This window comes from Pacificispira sp. (genome assembly GCF_965228185.1).
Classification (GTDB): domain Bacteria; phylum Pseudomonadota; class Alphaproteobacteria; order UBA8366; family Aestuariispiraceae; genus Pacificispira.
Window position 1 is genome coordinate 65,424 of sequence record NZ_CBDDHE010000009.1, and the last position, 15,710, is coordinate 81,133.

Sequence of the window (15,710 nt, forward strand, 5' to 3'; positions counted from 1 at the left end):
TGCATCCTGTTATCCCACCCTCCTTCCCGTTGGATCACAAATGGGAAGGAGAAAGGCATGTCAGATCGCGGCGAGCTTGCCCGAGCCATGTACCGCGCTTATGCAAACGGCGACCGGGCAGCATTGGAAGTATTGATCGCGGACGAATTCCGGTTTTCCAGCCCGCAGGACAACCTGATCGACCGAAGTACTTATTTTGAGCGTTGCTGGCCAAACAGCGAGCGGATCACCGATTTCGCCTTCGTACATGTTGTCGAACAGGGCGAGACGGTTTTCGTAACCTATGAAGGTATGTCGATCGAAGGGCGGAAGTTTCGGAACACTGAAGTTCTGACCTTCAATGGCGGCAAGGTTACTGAGGTTGAGGTGTACTTTGGCTGGTCCCTGCCCCACGCGGCCCCGCCTGGCGGGTTCATCGCCTGACGAGACAGGTCGCAACAGGGTCTTAGCCTTGGGATAGCCCGTCGGCGAGCGCCAAAATCAGTACCGGCGCCACTATGGTCCAGGGCACGCATATCACGCCAATGGCCTCGCCCCTGCTGAATAGCGGCAGGCCTTCAACATCCCTCCTGCGCACCTGTCGGATCAGCACCAGCACAGTTCCCGCGTATGTCACCGGAATATAAAGAAGATACCAGAATGGCGCGCCGGAACCGCAAAGAACGAAATGCGCCGCGGCGGCTTGTCCCAACACATAGATCAGGGCCGCCGCCGCGTAGATCCCGACCTTGATCCTGAAATCAGTGTTTGGGTCCGGGTTTCCACCGCCGAAGACACAGGTGATGTTCTGGGACTTTAGGAATCGAAATGTTCGCAACTCCGCACGCAAACAGGCACCAAAGACGAGCCCGGCAAACAGGATTGAAAGGTAAAGGCAGTCCCAGGCGAGATGGGACGCAGCCAAGCCCCTTAACGGTTCAAAGAATATTTGACGGTATACGCCGACCCAAATCCGAAAGGGGCCTTCCCACCCGGTCGCGCCAACCAAGAGAGACGCAAACGCGCTGCAAGCCAGGAGATAAATCGGCATCGCGATCAGCCATCCCGATACAGGAATGGTCTTTAGCGCCCGTGAAACCGCACCTGGTTTCAATACCGTTTTCATTGATACCCCCGGACTTCTTCGCAAACCGTAGGGCCAGCCTATAGGCCGCGCCCCGACGACCGCGCAAGTCCGTAACCGGCACAGGCTTGGCGACAAAGCCATGGAACAGACCGGGCGGCGCGTGTTTAATAGGGCGACAAGCGATCGATCGTTAGACCTGAGGGTGGCACGCATGCTGAATGAACTGGAAAAGATCGCCGGCAAGGTCGCCAATGCGCCGCGGCCGCCGCTGCCGGGCAGCATCGTCGAAGAATTGCCGGAGGAAGACCACCCCGCGATGCTGGAGACGAGTGGCGGAACGCGCCACTATCTGCCAGCCGGAGCCATTATTGAATATCGTGACGGGAACGGCCATTGGAGCGTGCGCCGCATCACATTGGTCTCCGCCGATCCACACAGCGACACGCCCAGCCTGAACGCCTATTGCCATGTCCGGCGGGAATTGCGGCGGTTTGACTTTCAACGCATCGAACGGATTCTCGACCCGCACGGCGCGGTCGGCACCTACTCCTCGCCGGAGGCCTTCCTGGACTGGTTTCGATTCGACAAGCCCGGTACGGATGAAACGGAAACCGCAGCGCGCGCCCTGCTGCGCGCGGCCCGCTACGAATTGACCGTGTTGATGTTCTTCTCGCGCTGTGACGGGTATCTGCACCCGGCGGAGCGATCCGTCCTCCTGGATTACATAACCCAGACCTATGGCGACGACGCGGTCGATCCGGACGATCTATGGGAAGTGGTGCGCCGCCTTTATCCGGATTCGGACTCGATGATGGCCGCCGCGAAAGCCATTGTGGATACCGATGGTACCGACGCGCTGGACAATCTGCGCGACAGCATCAAACGCCTGATCGAGGCCGATGGGGTGATCCACAACAACGAGGCGCTGCACGCCATCGAATTGGCCTATCTGAAAGACAACGCTTAGCCCCCGGCTCGAAGGGCCGCCAGTTCCGCTTCCAGATCGCCGATTCGTGCGTTCATCTTGCGGATACGCATCTGCTGTTGCCAGTAAAGTTCCTCGAACAGGCCCGGTGCGTCCCGCAACAGCTTGCGGAAAGCCTCGCCGCTGACCTTCATCGCGGTACAACCGTCCCGCCCGCCCCGTACGCCGGCAGTGCGCGGACGACCGTCGATGACTGCGTATTCGCCGACAACCGACCGCTGTCCGATCGTATCCAGATAGACTTCCTGCCCCTGTGCGTTGCGGTGCATGACGTCCAGACCGCCCTCGATCACCAGCAGAACAAAATCGCCGACATCGCCTTCGTGCCAGACATAGTCGCCGGCCGCGATCTGCAGGCGCACACCGTTCCGGTACAGTTTAGCAAGCGCATCTTCCGAAAACGCCGTCGTCTCGCGGAAAAACTTCTGGAAATCGGTGTTCACCAGCCGATGCACGGCTTCGATATCGCTCTCCTCGGCATAGACGACGGAAAAGCCCAGATGGGCTTCGTAATTCAGCAGAGTGTCACTGAGGATGTTGGAAAACAGGTTCTGGAACGCACCGTGATCGGGACGGTGAGACGACACGTCCACATCGGTGCCGACATACCCCATCATCCAGGTATAGATCTTCTCCTCCCGCCCCCGCCAGATCGTGGGCCAGTCGGGCGCCCGGTCATTGAAGAACGCGTCATAGGGATTGAGGCCGAAGGCGTGGAAGGCAAGATCGATAAGCCCATCGCCGCCGAAACGCAGAGGGTTGAGTTCAACCGGAACCAGCCCATTGGCGCCCAGCTTGAATTCGCCGTGGATCGGGAAGGCCCGCGCGCCCAAGGTTTCGTTCAGGCTTGAAAACCATTCCGTAAGTTCACCGTGCAGACGGTCGAAGACCGGTTTGCTGGTGTAATACAGGGCGTGCAGATAGTCCGGATTCTCCGGTATCGGATGGTGATAGATGTTCACGATCACCGGCATTCCGGCACCGTCATAAAACATGTCGACCGCGTATTCCTCGCCGTCGATGAACTCCTCGACGATGACATCCGCGTCCGACAGGACCGTACTGGCGAAGACCGCGCCGTTCTTTCGGATTTCGGCCGCCATCTCGTCCCGGGTTGCCGCAAGGTCGCTGTCGGAATCGACGATCTTAATGGCGGTCGCGAAGTACCCCCGGTTCGGTTTGACAACAAAGCGGCGTCCCGGCGGCAGTTTGAGATCGGTCAGCCGATCCAATTGCACAATGCCGTAATAGAAATCCGGATAGCGCGCCGTCAGCATCTCCCGGCAGCGATGCTTGTTCTTCAAAGCGTCGATCAAGTCCGCACGGGCCGGATCGTCCAGTCGTTGCAGGACCGTGTCCAACACATTCTCGGACGTGATGACCACCCGGTCTTTGGCGCCGAAGCGACGGTCGTCGCTTCCCGCCAGGTCCGTTCCGTCCATCATGTCCGCGACGCCGCGTCGGACCGTGTCGTCCAGCACGACCGACGATCCGTGATCCGACCGGTCGACGACAATCAGACCGTGACGCCCCGCCCTTGTCATCGGGCGCTTCCGCCCGTTGCCGCCGCCGTCACAAAGACGATGAAGAAAGCCGCATAAACCGACAACAGAATGGGTATGCCGACAAAATTCAGTCGCCGCGCCAGGCGGTCACGCCCGATCAGGTGCAATCTTTCACAACCGACGGACAGAACCATCGAGGCGGCGATCAGAAGGAAGGTACTGATCTCCAAATGATCGGCGAGGCCGAGGGTCGGCGAGGATGGATAGTTGCTTTCCAGCACATGCTTGTTGCCAATCGACGAGAAGATCGCCGCCAGAATCATGCCGATCCGGTAATCGGGCATGCCCGAGGCCGAGGTCAGCCAGATCGTCGCGCACATCAGAACCGCGATCAGATAGCCGATATAGGCTTCGAAGAAGAGTTTCGGATTGTCCCGCTTCAGCGGCACGGAGAACTCGACCCGGGGGAAGGACAGCAGCTCCGTCGATTCCTCGCCAAAGGTGGTGTTATAGGTGAACACTTTCGGCTCGCCGCGAACCGGTCCCGGCGACCAGCCGTTCAGCGTCAGATCCTGAGCTAGAACCGAATTGGCCCCATCGAATACGAACGCCAACTGCGACGCATCCCGACCGACGCTTTCCAGGACAATTTCCAGCTCCTGACGGTCGAAGGGGAAATCCGCCAAATCCCAACCCTGATTCACCAGAAGCCGGTACTTCGCGGCCACATAGCGCCGCCCGTCTTCGCGAAACCGGCCATAGCTCTCCAGACGCTCGTATTCCCGCGCGTTGGTGAACTCGATCGAATCCAGCGGGTCGAACTGCGGATCGTCATGTACGAACCACAGCCACACGATGGCCTGAAAGGTCTCTTCATAGAAGTCGAGGTCGTAGACGGATGAGACGAAAATGCCGACTTCGACCTTCGCCGGTTCGGCGCGTGCCGGAACGATCGCCAAGAACCAAATGATTGCTGCTGCAACCATCACGGTCGCCGCGCGCAAGACTTTCGCAGTCGGACTGATAACAAAGTTCATATGGCTGGACCCCGGTTCCCCGATTGGATCAAGGACTTAGCAACAGTGCCGTCCCGTGCCAGACCTTACCGTCAGTCGCCGCTCACCGCCACAGAATACCCGTTTCCGGCTCAGATGAATCGCGCGATTGACAACAATATAAATATATCGTTATATAGGTATCTAGACACGGAGAGCGACATGGAACGGCTTTTACAGGCAATGCGCGCGGTGGCGGAACCGACCCGGCTTCGGATTCTGAACCTTGTCGCCCATTCCGAATTGACCGTCAGCGACCTGGTCGGTCTGCTGGGCCAAAGCCAGCCGCGTCTGTCCCGTCACTTGAAGCTTCTGGTCGAAGGCGGTGTCCTGGCCCGCTATCAGGAAGGCACCTGGGCGCGTTACCGCCTGGCCGGCAGCGCGGCGGACGAGTCCGGACCGGCGGCCTTTGCCGGCGCGGTTCTCGACCTGCTGCCCTTGGACGATGCGGTCCTTTCGCGCGACCTGGAACGGCTGGACCGGCTGCGCCGTAAACGCGACGCCGAAGCAGCCGCCTATTTCAAACGCAATGCCGAACAATGGGACCGCATTCGCGCCCTGCATGTCGACGAATCGGCCCTGACGGAATGCCTGAATCAGGTAACGGCCGGTTGGCCGCTGGGTCGCCTGCTGGATATCGGCACCGGGACCGGCAAGCTGCTGGAATTCTTCGGACCGCGCGCCACCAGTGCCGTCGGCATCGACCTGTCGGCCGACATGCTGCGGGTCGCCCGCGCCGCGATCGAACGCGACGGTCTGGACCATTGCCAGGTCCGCCAGGCCGACATGTACCAGATCCCCTGCGGCGACGGTGACTTCGACACTGCCGTCCTGCACATGGTGTTGCACTATTCGGACGACCCGGTACAGGCGCTAACCGAAGCCGCCCGTGCTCTGTCCGACGACGGCCGCATCGTGATCGTCGATTTCGCCCGCCACAATCTGGCGGAGCTGCGCGCCGAACATGCCCATCGCTGGCCCGGGTTCAAGGATGAGCAAATCTGGGAATGGCTGGCAGGCGCCGGCTTCATCGATACCAATGTCACCCGCCTGGAAGGCGGCGCCCTGACCGTTTGTGTCTGGACCGCCCGCAAAGCCCAAGCCGAGAAGGAAGCTGTCGCATGACGTCGTCCCTCTATATCAGCTTCGAGGTCTTTCCCCCGAAGTCAGGCACGTCCGAAAAGTTCGTCGGCGGGGTTCGGGCTCTGGCCGGCACCGGCAGCCATGTTTCGGTCACTTATGGTGCGTCAGGCTCCGGGCGAGATCGCAGTGAAACGGCGCTTAACGCGCTGTGCGATGCCGGTTTCGCCGGGTCCATCGCAGCCCACCTGACCGCGACCGGGCAGCCGAAGGACCAAATTCTTGCCCTGGCCCGGTTCTGGAAATCCAAAGGGATCCGACGCTTGGTCGCCCTGCGCGGCGACGCCCCGCCGGTCGGGCCGGGCGAATTTGCCTGCGCAGCGGAACTGACCGAGGCCCTGGCCGGAATTGGTGGGTTCGATATCGGGGTGGCCTGCTATCCCGAGGGACATCCGAAATCCACGTCCCGTGAGGCCGAGATCGATCACTTGAAGCGCAAGCTGGACGGCGGCGCCTCGCATGCGATCACCCAGTTCTTCTTCGACCTGGACCTGTTTCTGCGGTTCCGCGACGAATGCGTTGCGGCCGGGATGGAAAAGCCGATCGTCCCCGGCCTGCTGCCGATCGCATCGCTGGACGGCCTGCACAAATTCGCCGACGGCTGCGGCGCGACCGTGCCGGCTTGGCTCGATGCGCGGTTCGCCGGCTTGGAAAACGATCCCGAGACGGTTCGCACCCTGTCCGTCGCCACGACGGTTTCCCTGGGCGAGCGACTGGCCGCCGAGGGCGTCGATCACATTCACCTCTACACTCTGAACCGAACCCGTGATGCAATGACCATCGCGCGGGCGCTCGGCGTGCCGCAATCGGTCCCGTTCCCCTTCCCCGCCACTGAGGAGGCTGCGTAATCCCATGCGAACCATCACCGACGCTCTGACCAACCGGGTCCTTCTGACCGATGGGTCGATCACGCGGGAGTTGAAGCTTCCCGAACTGGATCTCGATGCCGAACGCGATTTCTTCGGCGCCGGGGAATGCGCGGAAGTCCTGAACCTGACGCGCTACGATAAGATCAAGGCCGTCCATAAGGCCTTCCTGAAAGCGGGCGCGGACATCGTGCGCACCAACAGTCTGCGGGCCAATCCTTTGACGCTCCGGGCACACGGTTTGGAAGACGAGGCCTTCATCATCAACTTCAAAGCCGCTGAAGCCGCGACCGAGGCGGTCGACAGCATCCCCGGTCAGGGCCGCCGCCGGTTCGTCCTTGGCGTGCTGCGCGACGACGGCTGGGACGTGCCCCCGGGCGAAGTTGAGGCCGCGGTCGCCGTGCAGGCGGAAGGCCTGATCGCCGGCGGTGCCGACGGACTTCTGCTGGACGTCCTGCCCGGTGTCGGCCGCATCCAGGCCATGCTGGAAGGTGCGCGCAAGGCCCGCGCCAAACTGCGAAGCCACGTTTCCATCCTGTTGCAGCGCGTCGACGGCGGCCCCCGCTTCGGTCCGCGGACGCTGGACTCCGCCGACGGCATCGTGCAGTTCCGCCCCGGCGACGCACGCCGTGCCGCCTGGCTGGACGCCGCCTTGCGCGACGGAACGGTCAATCTGATCGGCGGCGGATCCCTGCCGGAGCATACGGCAACCTTGGACGCCATGCTGCGGGACCGCGCGGAAGACGGCTTCCGGCCGGTTCTGGGCTGGGTCCGGGACGAACACATCGTCGACGAGATCGAACCGGTGTCCAGCTGGACCCGGTTTCCCAAGGCGGACACCCCCGCCAAAATCGCGGCCCGGCAAGCAGAATCGGTCTGACGCAACCGCTTGCCCCGGCGCAGGAAAACAGAACGGCGCGATTCCGACGTTATGAGGCGCGGTCGCGCTGTTCGCCTGCGCGTGCTGGGTTATGTATCACCGCATGAAGCCGATTGCCCCATGAGGCGCCACCGGGATCCGGCCGCGCCGCCGCACATGCCTTAAGGAAGTGAGCACAATGACCCAGACCGTCCTCGAATCGAAAACCAAGACGCATATCATCGGCTTCGACAAGCCGTTCACCGTAATCGGCGAACGGATCAATCCGACCGGCCGCAAGAAGCTGGCCGCGGAAATGAAGGAGTACAATTTCGAGACGGTCGAAAAGGACGCCTTGGCCCAGGTCGCGGCGGGCGCCCATATGCTGGACGTCAATGCGGGCATTCCGCTGGCCGACGAGCCGGACATTCTCGCCAAGGCAATCAAGCTGGTTCAGTCCCTGACCGATGTGCCACTGTGCATCGACAGCTCCATCGTCGAGGCCCTGGAGCGCGGCCTGGAGGCCTATGAAGGCCGCCCGCTGCTGAACTCCGTCACTGGCGAAGAAGAGCGACTGGAAGTCGTGCTGCCGCTGGTGAAGAAATACAATTGCGCGGTCGTGGGCATTTCCAACGACGAAACCGGTATCTCCGAAGATCCGGACGTCCGCTTCGAAGTCGCCAAGAAAATTGTCGAGCGCGCCGCCGATTACGGCATCCCCGCCTGCGACGTCGTCATCGATCCGCTGGTCATGCCGGTAGGCGCCCTGGGCAACGCCGGTGTCGGTGCCCTGAACCTGATCCGCCGCCTGCATGGCGAGCTGAAGGTCAACACGACCTGTGGGGCGTCGAACCTGAGTTTCGGCCTGCCGAACCGGCACGGCCTGAACGGCGCCTTCCTGTCCATGGCGGTCGGCGCGGGTATGACCAGCGCCATCATGAACCCGCTTCACGAACAGGAAATGCACGCCATTTGGGGTGCCGACGTCGTCGCCGGCCACGACAAGGATTGCGCCGCCTGGATCCGCCGCTTCCGCGAGCCGGCCCCGGAAGGCGAGGTGCAGGGCGCGCGCGGTGCGCGCGGCGAACGCCGCCGCCGCCGTCCGGCCGCGTAGCCGGCGCTTTTCCCTCATTCATCCAAGCGCGTACCGACCCCCGGAGGAACACGAACGGAAATGGCGGATATCGACCCGGCCGACGCAAGCACGACGAGCGATGGATCATCCCAGGAAAACGTGAAGACGGCCCATGTCGTCTTCACCCCTTCCGGGAAACGCGGCGATTTTCCGGTAGGCACGCCGATACTCCAGGCCGCGCGTCAATTGGGTGTCGATCTCGATTCCGTCTGTGGCGGGCGCGGCATCTGCGGCCGCTGCCAGGTCGTGCCGGGTATCGGCGATTTCTCCAAGTTCAAGGTCAAGAGCAAGCCGGAAAACGTTTCCGAATTCGGCAAGGTCGAAGACCGGTATAAGCAGAAGCGCGGGATGAAGGACGACCGGCGTCTCGGCTGCTCCAGCTTCATCCACGGCGATCTGGTCATCGACATCCCTGCGGACAGCCAGGTTCATAAACAGGTCGTCCGCAAGCGCGCGGAAGTGCGCAATATCGAAATCGATCCCATCGTCCGCCTGCATTATGTCGAGGTCGAAGAGCCCGACATGCACCACCCGTCCGGCGATCTGGAGCGGCTGGAGAAGGCCCTGAAGGAGCAGTGGGACCTGACTGTCGACCGCGCCGACCTGCCGGTGCTGCAAGGGCTGCAGAAGGCCCTGCGCAAAGGCGAATGGAAGGTCACCGCGGCGGTCCGCAACGGGCACAAGCTGGTCCATGTCTGGCCCGGATTCCACGAGAAGGCCTTCGGCTGCGCCGTCGATGTCGGGTCGACCACCATGTCGGTCCACCTGACCGACCTGCAAACCGGCGAAGTCGTGAACTCCGTCGGGGCGATGAACCCGCAGATCCGCTTCGGCGAGGATCTGATGAGCCGGGTCAGCTATGTGATGATGAATCCGGGCGGCGACGCCGAGATGACCAATGCCGTACGCGAGACGCTGGGCTATCTGCTGGTCCAGGCCGCGACCGAGGCGATGGTCGACCCGAATGACATTCTGGAACTGGTGCTGGTCGGCAACCCGATCATGCATCACCTGATCCTGGGCGTCGATCCGACCGAACTGGGCTGGGCGCCCTTCGCGCTGGCCACCAACCAGTCGCTGCGCGTGTCGGCGGCAGAGCTGGATCTCAAAGGCAAAGTCAATCCGGGCGCGCGGGCCTATTTCCTGCCCTGCGTCGCCGGTCATGTCGGTGCCGATTGCGCCGCCGTGGTTCTGGCCGAGGGCCCGCAATACCGCGACGAGGTGACCCTGGTCGTCGATGTCGGCACCAATGCCGAAATCGTGCTGGGCAACAAGGAACGGCTGCTGGCCTGTTCCAGCCCGACCGGGCCGGCGCTGGAAGGCGCGCAGATTTCGTCCGGTCAGCGCGCGGCACCCGGCGCAATCGAGCGCGTGCGCATTGATCCGGAAACCCTGGAACCCCGCTTCAAGGTCATCGGCTCCGACCTGTGGTCGAACGACGAAGGGTTCGCGGACTCCACCAAGAGGATCGGTGTGTCCGGCATCTGTGGATCGGGGATCATCGAGGTCCTGGCGGAAATGTTCCTGGCCGGTCTGATCACCGAAGACGGCATTATCGACGGGTCCATGGCGCAGAAATCCGACCGGGTCGTACCGGAAGGCCGGACCTTCTCCTACATCCTGCATCGCGGCGAGCCGGAGATCCGCGTGACCCAGGCCGATGTCCGGGCGATCCAGCTTGCCAAGGCGGCGCTCTATGCCGGGGCGCAGCTTCTGGTCGACAAGCTGGGCAAGCCGGTGGAGCGGGTCGTTCTGGCCGGTGCCTTCGGAAGCCATATCGACGCGAAATACGCGATGGTTCTGGGCCTGATCCCCGACTGTCCGCTGGACATGGTCGCGTCGGTCGGCAACGCGGCAGGCACCGGCGCGCGCATCGCGCTCCTGAACCGTCAGGCCCGGAACGAGATCAAGGAACTGGTGACCCGGATCGAAAAGGTCGAAACGGCGGTCGAACCCCGCTTTCAGGAGCATTTTGTTGGGGCGATGGCGTTCCCGCACAAAACTGCGCCGTTTCCGAACTTGGAGAAAGCGGTCCAATTGCCCGAAAAGAAGGCGGCATCCGATCCCGGTTCGGGAGAGGGTGGCGGCCGTCGTCGGCGTCGGCGCGGTTAGGATCCAACTCGTTCGACGAAAGTGCGCGCCATGACGGAGCCCAAGACCATGTCCGAGGTCGACCAGATCATCGATTTCATGAGCACGACCACCCTGGAAGTCACGCCGGGCGGGGCTGCCAAGATCGAGGACTTCCGTGAAGTCCTGCGCGACAACCAGATCGTCTATGTCACCTTTCTGCCGGGCTCCGATTTCCGCGACACGGTCACGACGGTCAAGAAGCTGAAGGATCAGGGCATGCGCCCGGTACCGCATTTCGCGGCGCGGTCCATCCCGTCCAAGGCCTTCTTCGAAGAGAACCTGAAGATGCTGACCGCCGAGACGGGCGTCGAGGAAGCACTGCTGATCGGCGGCGGGGTCGACAACCCGGTCGGTGAGTTCACGGAATCGATGCAGATTCTGCGCCTCGGCCTGTTCGAGAAGTACGGCATCAAGAGTCTGGGTGTCGCCGGTCACCCGGAGGGCAGCCCGGACATTCCGGAAGCCGAAGTCGTTCGCGCCATGCTGGACAAGAACGCCTATGCCAAGCAGAGCCCGATGCATTTCTATATCGCGACGCAGTTCTGCTTCGAGGCCGAGCCGCTGATCGCCTGGGACCGCAAGATCCGCGCCGAAGGCAACGAGTTGCCGATCCATATCGGCATCCCGGGCCTGGCCACGATCAAGACGCTGATGAAGCACGCCCAGGCCTGCGGTATCGGCAATTCCATGCGCTTCATCGCCAAACAGGCCCGCAACGTCGCCAAGCTGATGAGCGTCAGCGAGCCGGACAAGCTGATCCGGGACTTGGCTGTCTACAAGGCGACGGACCCCAGCTGCGGCATCGTTCAGAGCCACCTCTACCCGCTCGGCGGCCTGAAGAAATCCGCCGCCTGGCTCTATGCCGTCCAGGACGGTAAGTTCGAGCTGAACAAGAAGGGCGGCTTCAAGACGGACTATGCCGTCGAGTGATGTGCATGCGCCTCCTGGCGCCGGGAATTGTTTCCGAAACTCATGGGCCGCCATTCGGCGGCCCATTGCATTTCCGGTACTGAGGTCGACAACCGGGCGGTAGAATGCAGCTGCATGACGGGTATGTTCCGGGCGCGTAACAATTGCCCCACATCCCAATAGACAATTTCACGCCATTATGTGTAATTCCGCCAGGCGCGCGCGGCGGCGTGGCGCTTCGGGTGGGTGCCGGGATGTCCCGCACCACCTATCGCCCGAACAATCCGCCGGGTGGAGTCATCACATGAAATTCTATGCCCTTCCCCTCGTGGCCATTCTTGTGGCCGCACCCCTTCTGTCGGCCTCTGCACAGACCGTGACCGACAAGAAGACCTGCCTTCAGGCCGTCGCCGACGCCCGCAGTTCGACGGATCAAGCTTCGATCACCGGCAAGGCGAAAGAAGAAGCGCACAGCATGATTCAGATCGCCGATCACCTGTGCACTCAGGCGAACTTCGTTTTCGCCGAAAAGCTGCTGGGGATCGTACGCGGCATGACGGCCCAGGAATAACGGCGGCCGACTGAATGCCCTGTCACGCGGGCGGAACCGGCGATAGCTGTATATCCAGCCAGGTTCCGTCCAGCGTGACTTCACGGGGAAATGGCGCGGAGAGCCACAGCGTGTCCTTATCGGACAGCGTGACCTCCGTGCCGTCGACCCGCGCGCCGACCGGCCCCTCCAGTGCGAAGAACAAATGATGGGCTGCCGTCGGCTCGCGGCTCAGTTCACTTGTTCGTCGCACTGACGCCTGCCATCGACCGCGGCGGGTCATGACGTTTAAATCAACGATTGGACCGCCCAACAGCGATGCCTTGCAAGGTCGGTCGCCCGGAAAGGAGACCGGCATTCCCGGCAAGCAATCCAGCCCGCCCGCGGGTACACCGTCGGTCCATTCGAGCCGTAGACCGGCCCCTTCAATGACGGTAAGGATACGGTCGATCGCGGGAAATTCCGAGAACGGGCCGGCGGTCAGGACCGGCGCCATCGAAATGCGCCAGTCGAAATCCCCTGACCCGTCCGGCGCGGCGAAAAGGGCTATTTCCTCGGTCTCACCGGCACCATTGCGCCAGGGCACGCGCCGATAGCTCTCACGTCTTAGAATCTTCATACCGATACCTGCGCCTGAAACAAATTTCGAAGCCCATTCATAGCGTGTCCGGCGGCGAATAGCATGCGCCCTGCGCTAGCACCGGTCATAAATCGAAGGCACTGCCACGGTCGGCACAGGTCCTTGAACTGGAACATTTGTTCCAAAACCTTGTTTGTACGCGACATAGACCCAACCTTGTCGGATGCCCGGCACCGTGATTGAACAAGGCGCCGCAAGATACTCGAAGAGCGAGGGGACAGAGATGAGCGATACCAACACCTATACGCCGCCCAAGGTCTGGACTTGGGACAAGGCCAGCGGCGGCAAGTTCGCCAGCACAAACCGTCCGATTGCGGGCGCCACCCATGACAAGGAACTGCCGGTCGGCGACCACGCGCTGCAGCTCTATTCGCTGGCGACACCGAACGGTGTCAAGGTGACGGTGATGCTGGAGGAATTGCTGGCCGCCGGGCACAAGGGCGCGGAATACGATGCCTGGTACATCGATATCGGCGAAGGCGACCAATTCGGCAGCGGCTTTGTCGAGGTCAACCCGAACTCCAAGATCCCCGCCCTATTGGACCGCAGCACCAATCCGGGCACCCGCGTCTTCGAATCCGCCTCGATCCTGTTCTATCTGGCGGAAAAGTTCGGTGCCTTCCTGCCGTCCGACGGTAAGGCCCGCGTCGAGACCATGAACTGGCTGTTCTGGCAGATGGGCAGCGCGCCCTATCTGGGCGGCGGATTCGGCCATTTCTATTACTACGCGCCGGAACAGTGGGAATATCCGATCAACCGCTTCGCCATGGAGGTGAAGCGCCAGTTGGACGTGCTGGACCGGCATCTGGCGGAAAACAAGTATCTGGCGGGCGACGAATACACGATCGCCGATATTGCCACCTGGCCCTGGTACGGCGTCCTGGCGCTGGGCAAGCAGTATGGCGATGCCGGCACCTTCCTGGACGTGAAATCCTATGAACACGTCCAACGCTGGACCCGCGAGATCGGTCAACGCGACGCCGTCATCCGGGGCCGCGCCGTGAACCGCGGCTGGGGTGAAGATGGCGAGCAGGTGCGTGAGCGCCATAGCGCCGCCGATTTCGACGGCAAGACCGGCGTTCGGATCTAAGACATCCGCGTTGTTTGAGTATCTGGGATGCGCCGGCGGTCCTTCGTCGGCGCATCCGCCTTTCCGGTAGCCTTCCTTTGCAAACACGGTAGGATTGCGGCGCACCGAATGGGGAGAGGAAGGTCATGCCGGTCCTGGACATCATCACCGTCGAGTACCTGATCACCGCCACCCTTGTCGTGCTCGCCCCCGGTACCGGCGTCATCTATACGGTGTCCACCGGCGTTTTTCGCGGCGGCGTGCCCAGCATTGCGGCGGCTTTCGGCTGCACGATGGGGATTGTCCCGCATCTGGCGGCCAGCCTTCTGGGGCTCGCGGCCCTGCTGCATGCCAGCGCATTGGCCTTTCAGGTCGTTAAGATCCTGGGCATTCTCTATCTGCTCTATCTCGCCTGGGGCATGCTGCGTGACGGCGGCCGGATGGAGCTGGACGACAGCGCCCGGAAGTCCGGGCGGGGCGTCTGGCGCGACCTGGGCGGAATCGCCCTGCGCGGCGGCTTGATCAACGTCCTGAACCCGAAACTGTCGATCTTCTTCCTGGCCTTCATTCCGCAATTCGTGCCGGCCGCGACACCGGGATCCCTGCCCCATATCCTGGTGCTGGCCGCCGTCTTCATGGCGCTGACCTTTATCGTGTTCATCGGATACGGGCTGCTGGCCAATGCCGTGCGGCATCGGATACTGGCCTCGGAATCGGTGACGAAATGGCTAAAACGCGGCTTTGCCGCCGCCTTCGCCGGTTTCGCGGCGCGCCTGGCCCTGGCCGAACGGTAAGTACCCGGGCGTTACAGCCCCTTATAGGCCTTATACCATTCGACGAATTTGGGGATCCCGACATCGATCGGCGTCGTCGGCGCATAGCCGAAATCATTGGCGATGGCGTCGATATCGGCATAGGTCGCCTGGACGTCACCCGGCTGCATCGGCTGGAAATCCTTCTTGGCCTTCATGCCCAGCGCGTCTTCCAGCACTTCGATCAACCGCATCAGCGGTTCGCAGCGATTGTTGCCGATATTGTAGACCCGGTGCGGGACCTGGCCTTCCGAATCTTTCGGCGGCCCGTCCAGCACGGCGACCACACCGGCGACGATATCGTCGATAAAGGTGAAGTCGCGCTTCATCTCGCCATTGTTGAAGACCGGGATCGCCTCGCCCTTCAGCATCTTCTCGGTAAAGATCCAGGCCGCCATGTCCGGGCGGCCCCACGGGCCATAGACGGTAAAGAAGCGCAGCCCGGTCATCGGGATCCGGTAGAGATGGCTGTAGGAATGGCTCATCAGCTCGTCGGACCGCTTGGTCGCCGCATAGAGCGACACCGGCGTGTCGGTTCGGTCGTCGACGGAGAACGGCACCTTCGTATTGCCGCCATAGACCGAGGAGGAGGAAGCATAGACCATATGCTCCAGCCCGTCCGTCCCGCGCGCCAGTTCCATGATGTTCAAATGGCCCAGCAGATTGGCGCGGGCATAGGCATAGGGATTCTTCAGCGAATAGCGGACGCCGGCCTGGGCCGCCAGATGCACGATGCGTTTGATCCCCGCATCCCTCAGCGCCAGGATGTCGTCTGTCTCGGCAATATCCAGTTCCCGGAAGGAGAAACCCTTCTGATCGGTCAGCGTCGCCAGGCGGGCGCGCTTCAGACCCTGGTCGTAATAGTCGTTCAGATTGTCGATTCCGAGGACGCTTTCGCCGCGCGCCAGCAGAACTTGCGACACGGCCCTTCCGATAAAGCCAGCGGCGCCGGTAACGAGAACGGTCATGGGCTGATGGATTTCCGT

16 protein-coding genes are annotated in these 15,710 nt (G+C 62.1%); 11 read left to right on the top strand and 5 right to left on the bottom strand.

Translation table 11 applies throughout. The features are described from left to right. Positions 1-57: 57 nt before the first annotated feature. Entirely contained in the window at positions 58-423 is a 366-nt protein-coding gene (locus ACO06O_RS19855; protein ID WP_421883879.1) for a nuclear transport factor 2 family protein, read from the top strand. 22 nt (positions 424-445) lie between these two features. On the opposite strand, the gene ACO06O_RS19860 is transcribed toward ACO06O_RS19855, so the two are convergent. Beyond that, the gene (locus tag ACO06O_RS19860) at positions 446-1,105 is read right to left on the bottom strand and encodes a hypothetical protein (protein ID WP_421883882.1); all 660 of its coding nucleotides are present in this window, start codon (positions 1,103-1,105) and stop codon (positions 446-448) included. A 172-nt stretch (positions 1,106-1,277) separates the two neighbouring features. On the opposite strand from ACO06O_RS19860, the gene ACO06O_RS19865 reads away from it, so the two are divergent. Then, complete coding sequence (locus ACO06O_RS19865; RefSeq protein ID WP_421883885.1) at positions 1,278-2,033, top strand: hypothetical protein; 756 nt, start codon at positions 1,278-1,280, stop codon at positions 2,031-2,033. Here ACO06O_RS19865 and ACO06O_RS19870 read toward each other — a convergent pair. Beyond that, on the bottom strand, positions 2,030-3,595 hold the full coding sequence (locus ACO06O_RS19870) for an ATP-grasp domain-containing protein (protein ID WP_421883888.1): 1,566 nt from the start codon (positions 3,593-3,595) through the stop codon (positions 2,030-2,032). The two genes, ACO06O_RS19865 and ACO06O_RS19870, sit on opposite strands and share 4 nt — an antisense overlap. Beyond that, positions 3,592-4,542: a hypothetical protein gene (locus ACO06O_RS19875; protein ID WP_421883892.1), complete on the bottom strand. Its 951-nt coding sequence runs from the start codon at positions 4,540-4,542 to the stop codon at positions 3,592-3,594. Before ACO06O_RS19875 ends, ACO06O_RS19870 begins: the two co-directional genes overlap by 4 nt. A gap of 231 nt (positions 4,543-4,773) precedes the next feature. Here ACO06O_RS19875 and ACO06O_RS19880 point away from each other — a divergent pair, with 231 nt between their 5' ends. The 7 genes from ACO06O_RS19880 to ACO06O_RS19910 all read left to right on the top strand — a co-directional run bounded on the left by ACO06O_RS19880 (position 4,774) and on the right by ACO06O_RS19910 (position 12,224). Beyond that, entirely contained in the window at positions 4,774-5,736 is a 963-nt protein-coding gene (locus tag ACO06O_RS19880) for an ArsR/SmtB family transcription factor (protein ID WP_421883896.1), read from the top strand. Then, the gene (locus ACO06O_RS19885) at positions 5,733-6,599 is read left to right on the top strand and encodes a methylenetetrahydrofolate reductase (protein ID WP_421883899.1); all 867 of its coding nucleotides are present in this window, start codon (positions 5,733-5,735) and stop codon (positions 6,597-6,599) included. Before ACO06O_RS19880 ends, ACO06O_RS19885 begins: the two co-directional genes overlap by 4 nt. A gap of 4 nt (positions 6,600-6,603) precedes the next feature. Then, a complete protein-coding gene (locus tag ACO06O_RS19890) occupies positions 6,604-7,497 on the top strand; it encodes a homocysteine S-methyltransferase family protein (RefSeq protein ID WP_421883901.1) in 894 nt (297 codons plus the stop codon). 178 nt (positions 7,498-7,675) lie between these two features. Further along, positions 7,676-8,590 (top strand): methyltetrahydrofolate cobalamin methyltransferase, encoded by a 915-nt coding sequence (locus tag ACO06O_RS19895; protein WP_421883904.1) that lies wholly within the window; start codon positions 7,676-7,678, stop codon positions 8,588-8,590. Positions 8,591-8,650: 60 nt separating this feature from the next. Continuing rightward, positions 8,651-10,723, top strand: coding sequence for an ASKHA domain-containing protein (locus ACO06O_RS19900; protein WP_421883907.1), 2,073 nt, complete (start codon positions 8,651-8,653; stop codon positions 10,721-10,723). Positions 10,724-10,753: 30 nt separating this feature from the next. Beyond that, positions 10,754-11,674 (top strand): methylenetetrahydrofolate reductase, encoded by a 921-nt coding sequence (locus tag ACO06O_RS19905; RefSeq protein WP_421883909.1) that lies wholly within the window; start codon positions 10,754-10,756, stop codon positions 11,672-11,674. Positions 11,675-11,957: 283 nt separating this feature from the next. Beyond that, complete coding sequence (locus ACO06O_RS19910; protein ID WP_421883912.1) at positions 11,958-12,224, top strand: hypothetical protein; 267 nt, start codon at positions 11,958-11,960, stop codon at positions 12,222-12,224. A 22-nt stretch (positions 12,225-12,246) separates the two neighbouring features. Here the strand turns inward: ACO06O_RS19910 and ACO06O_RS19915 are convergent, their stop codons facing one another. Further along, on the bottom strand, positions 12,247-12,822 hold the full coding sequence (locus ACO06O_RS19915; protein ID WP_421883915.1) for a HutD family protein: 576 nt from the start codon (positions 12,820-12,822) through the stop codon (positions 12,247-12,249). Positions 12,823-13,066: 244 nt separating this feature from the next. On the opposite strand from ACO06O_RS19915, the gene yghU reads away from it, so the two are divergent. Continuing rightward, entirely contained in the window at positions 13,067-13,933 is an 867-nt protein-coding gene (gene yghU, locus ACO06O_RS19920) for a glutathione-dependent disulfide-bond oxidoreductase (RefSeq protein WP_421883918.1), read from the top strand. Positions 13,934-14,058: 125 nt separating this feature from the next. Next, the gene (locus ACO06O_RS19925) at positions 14,059-14,706 is read left to right on the top strand and encodes a LysE family translocator (RefSeq protein ID WP_421883922.1); all 648 of its coding nucleotides are present in this window, start codon (positions 14,059-14,061) and stop codon (positions 14,704-14,706) included. A gap of 11 nt (positions 14,707-14,717) precedes the next feature. On the opposite strand, the gene ACO06O_RS19930 is transcribed toward ACO06O_RS19925, so the two are convergent. Further along, on the bottom strand, positions 14,718-15,692 hold the full coding sequence (locus ACO06O_RS19930; RefSeq protein WP_421883925.1) for an NAD-dependent epimerase/dehydratase family protein: 975 nt from the start codon (positions 15,690-15,692) through the stop codon (positions 14,718-14,720). Between the last annotated feature and the right edge of the window lie 18 nt (positions 15,693-15,710).

Coding starts and splice junctions, on each gene's coding strand:
- ACO06O_RS19855 (WP_421883879.1), top strand. CDS start 58: ATGTCAGATCGCGGCGAGCTTGCCCGAGCCATGTACCGCGCTTATGCA.
- ACO06O_RS19860 (WP_421883882.1), bottom strand. CDS start 1,105: ATGAAAACGGTATTGAAACCAGGTGCGGTTTCACGGGCGCTAAAGACC.
- ACO06O_RS19865 (WP_421883885.1), top strand. CDS start 1,278: ATGCTGAATGAACTGGAAAAGATCGCCGGCAAGGTCGCCAATGCGCCG.
- ACO06O_RS19870 (WP_421883888.1), bottom strand. CDS start 3,595: ATGACAAGGGCGGGGCGTCACGGTCTGATTGTCGTCGACCGGTCGGAT.
- ACO06O_RS19875 (WP_421883892.1), bottom strand. CDS start 4,542: ATGGTTGCAGCAGCAATCATTTGGTTCTTGGCGATCGTTCCGGCACGC.
- ACO06O_RS19880 (WP_421883896.1), top strand. CDS start 4,774: ATGGAACGGCTTTTACAGGCAATGCGCGCGGTGGCGGAACCGACCCGG.
- ACO06O_RS19885 (WP_421883899.1), top strand. CDS start 5,733: ATGACGTCGTCCCTCTATATCAGCTTCGAGGTCTTTCCCCCGAAGTCA.
- ACO06O_RS19890 (WP_421883901.1), top strand. CDS start 6,604: ATGCGAACCATCACCGACGCTCTGACCAACCGGGTCCTTCTGACCGAT.
- ACO06O_RS19895 (WP_421883904.1), top strand. CDS start 7,676: ATGACCCAGACCGTCCTCGAATCGAAAACCAAGACGCATATCATCGGC.
- ACO06O_RS19900 (WP_421883907.1), top strand. CDS start 8,651: ATGGCGGATATCGACCCGGCCGACGCAAGCACGACGAGCGATGGATCA.
- ACO06O_RS19905 (WP_421883909.1), top strand. CDS start 10,754: ATGACGGAGCCCAAGACCATGTCCGAGGTCGACCAGATCATCGATTTC.
- ACO06O_RS19910 (WP_421883912.1), top strand. CDS start 11,958: ATGAAATTCTATGCCCTTCCCCTCGTGGCCATTCTTGTGGCCGCACCC.
- ACO06O_RS19915 (WP_421883915.1), bottom strand. CDS start 12,822: ATGAAGATTCTAAGACGTGAGAGCTATCGGCGCGTGCCCTGGCGCAAT.
- yghU (WP_421883918.1), top strand. CDS start 13,067: ATGAGCGATACCAACACCTATACGCCGCCCAAGGTCTGGACTTGGGAC.
- ACO06O_RS19925 (WP_421883922.1), top strand. CDS start 14,059: ATGCCGGTCCTGGACATCATCACCGTCGAGTACCTGATCACCGCCACC.
- ACO06O_RS19930 (WP_421883925.1), bottom strand. CDS start 15,692: ATGACCGTTCTCGTTACCGGCGCCGCTGGCTTTATCGGAAGGGCCGTG.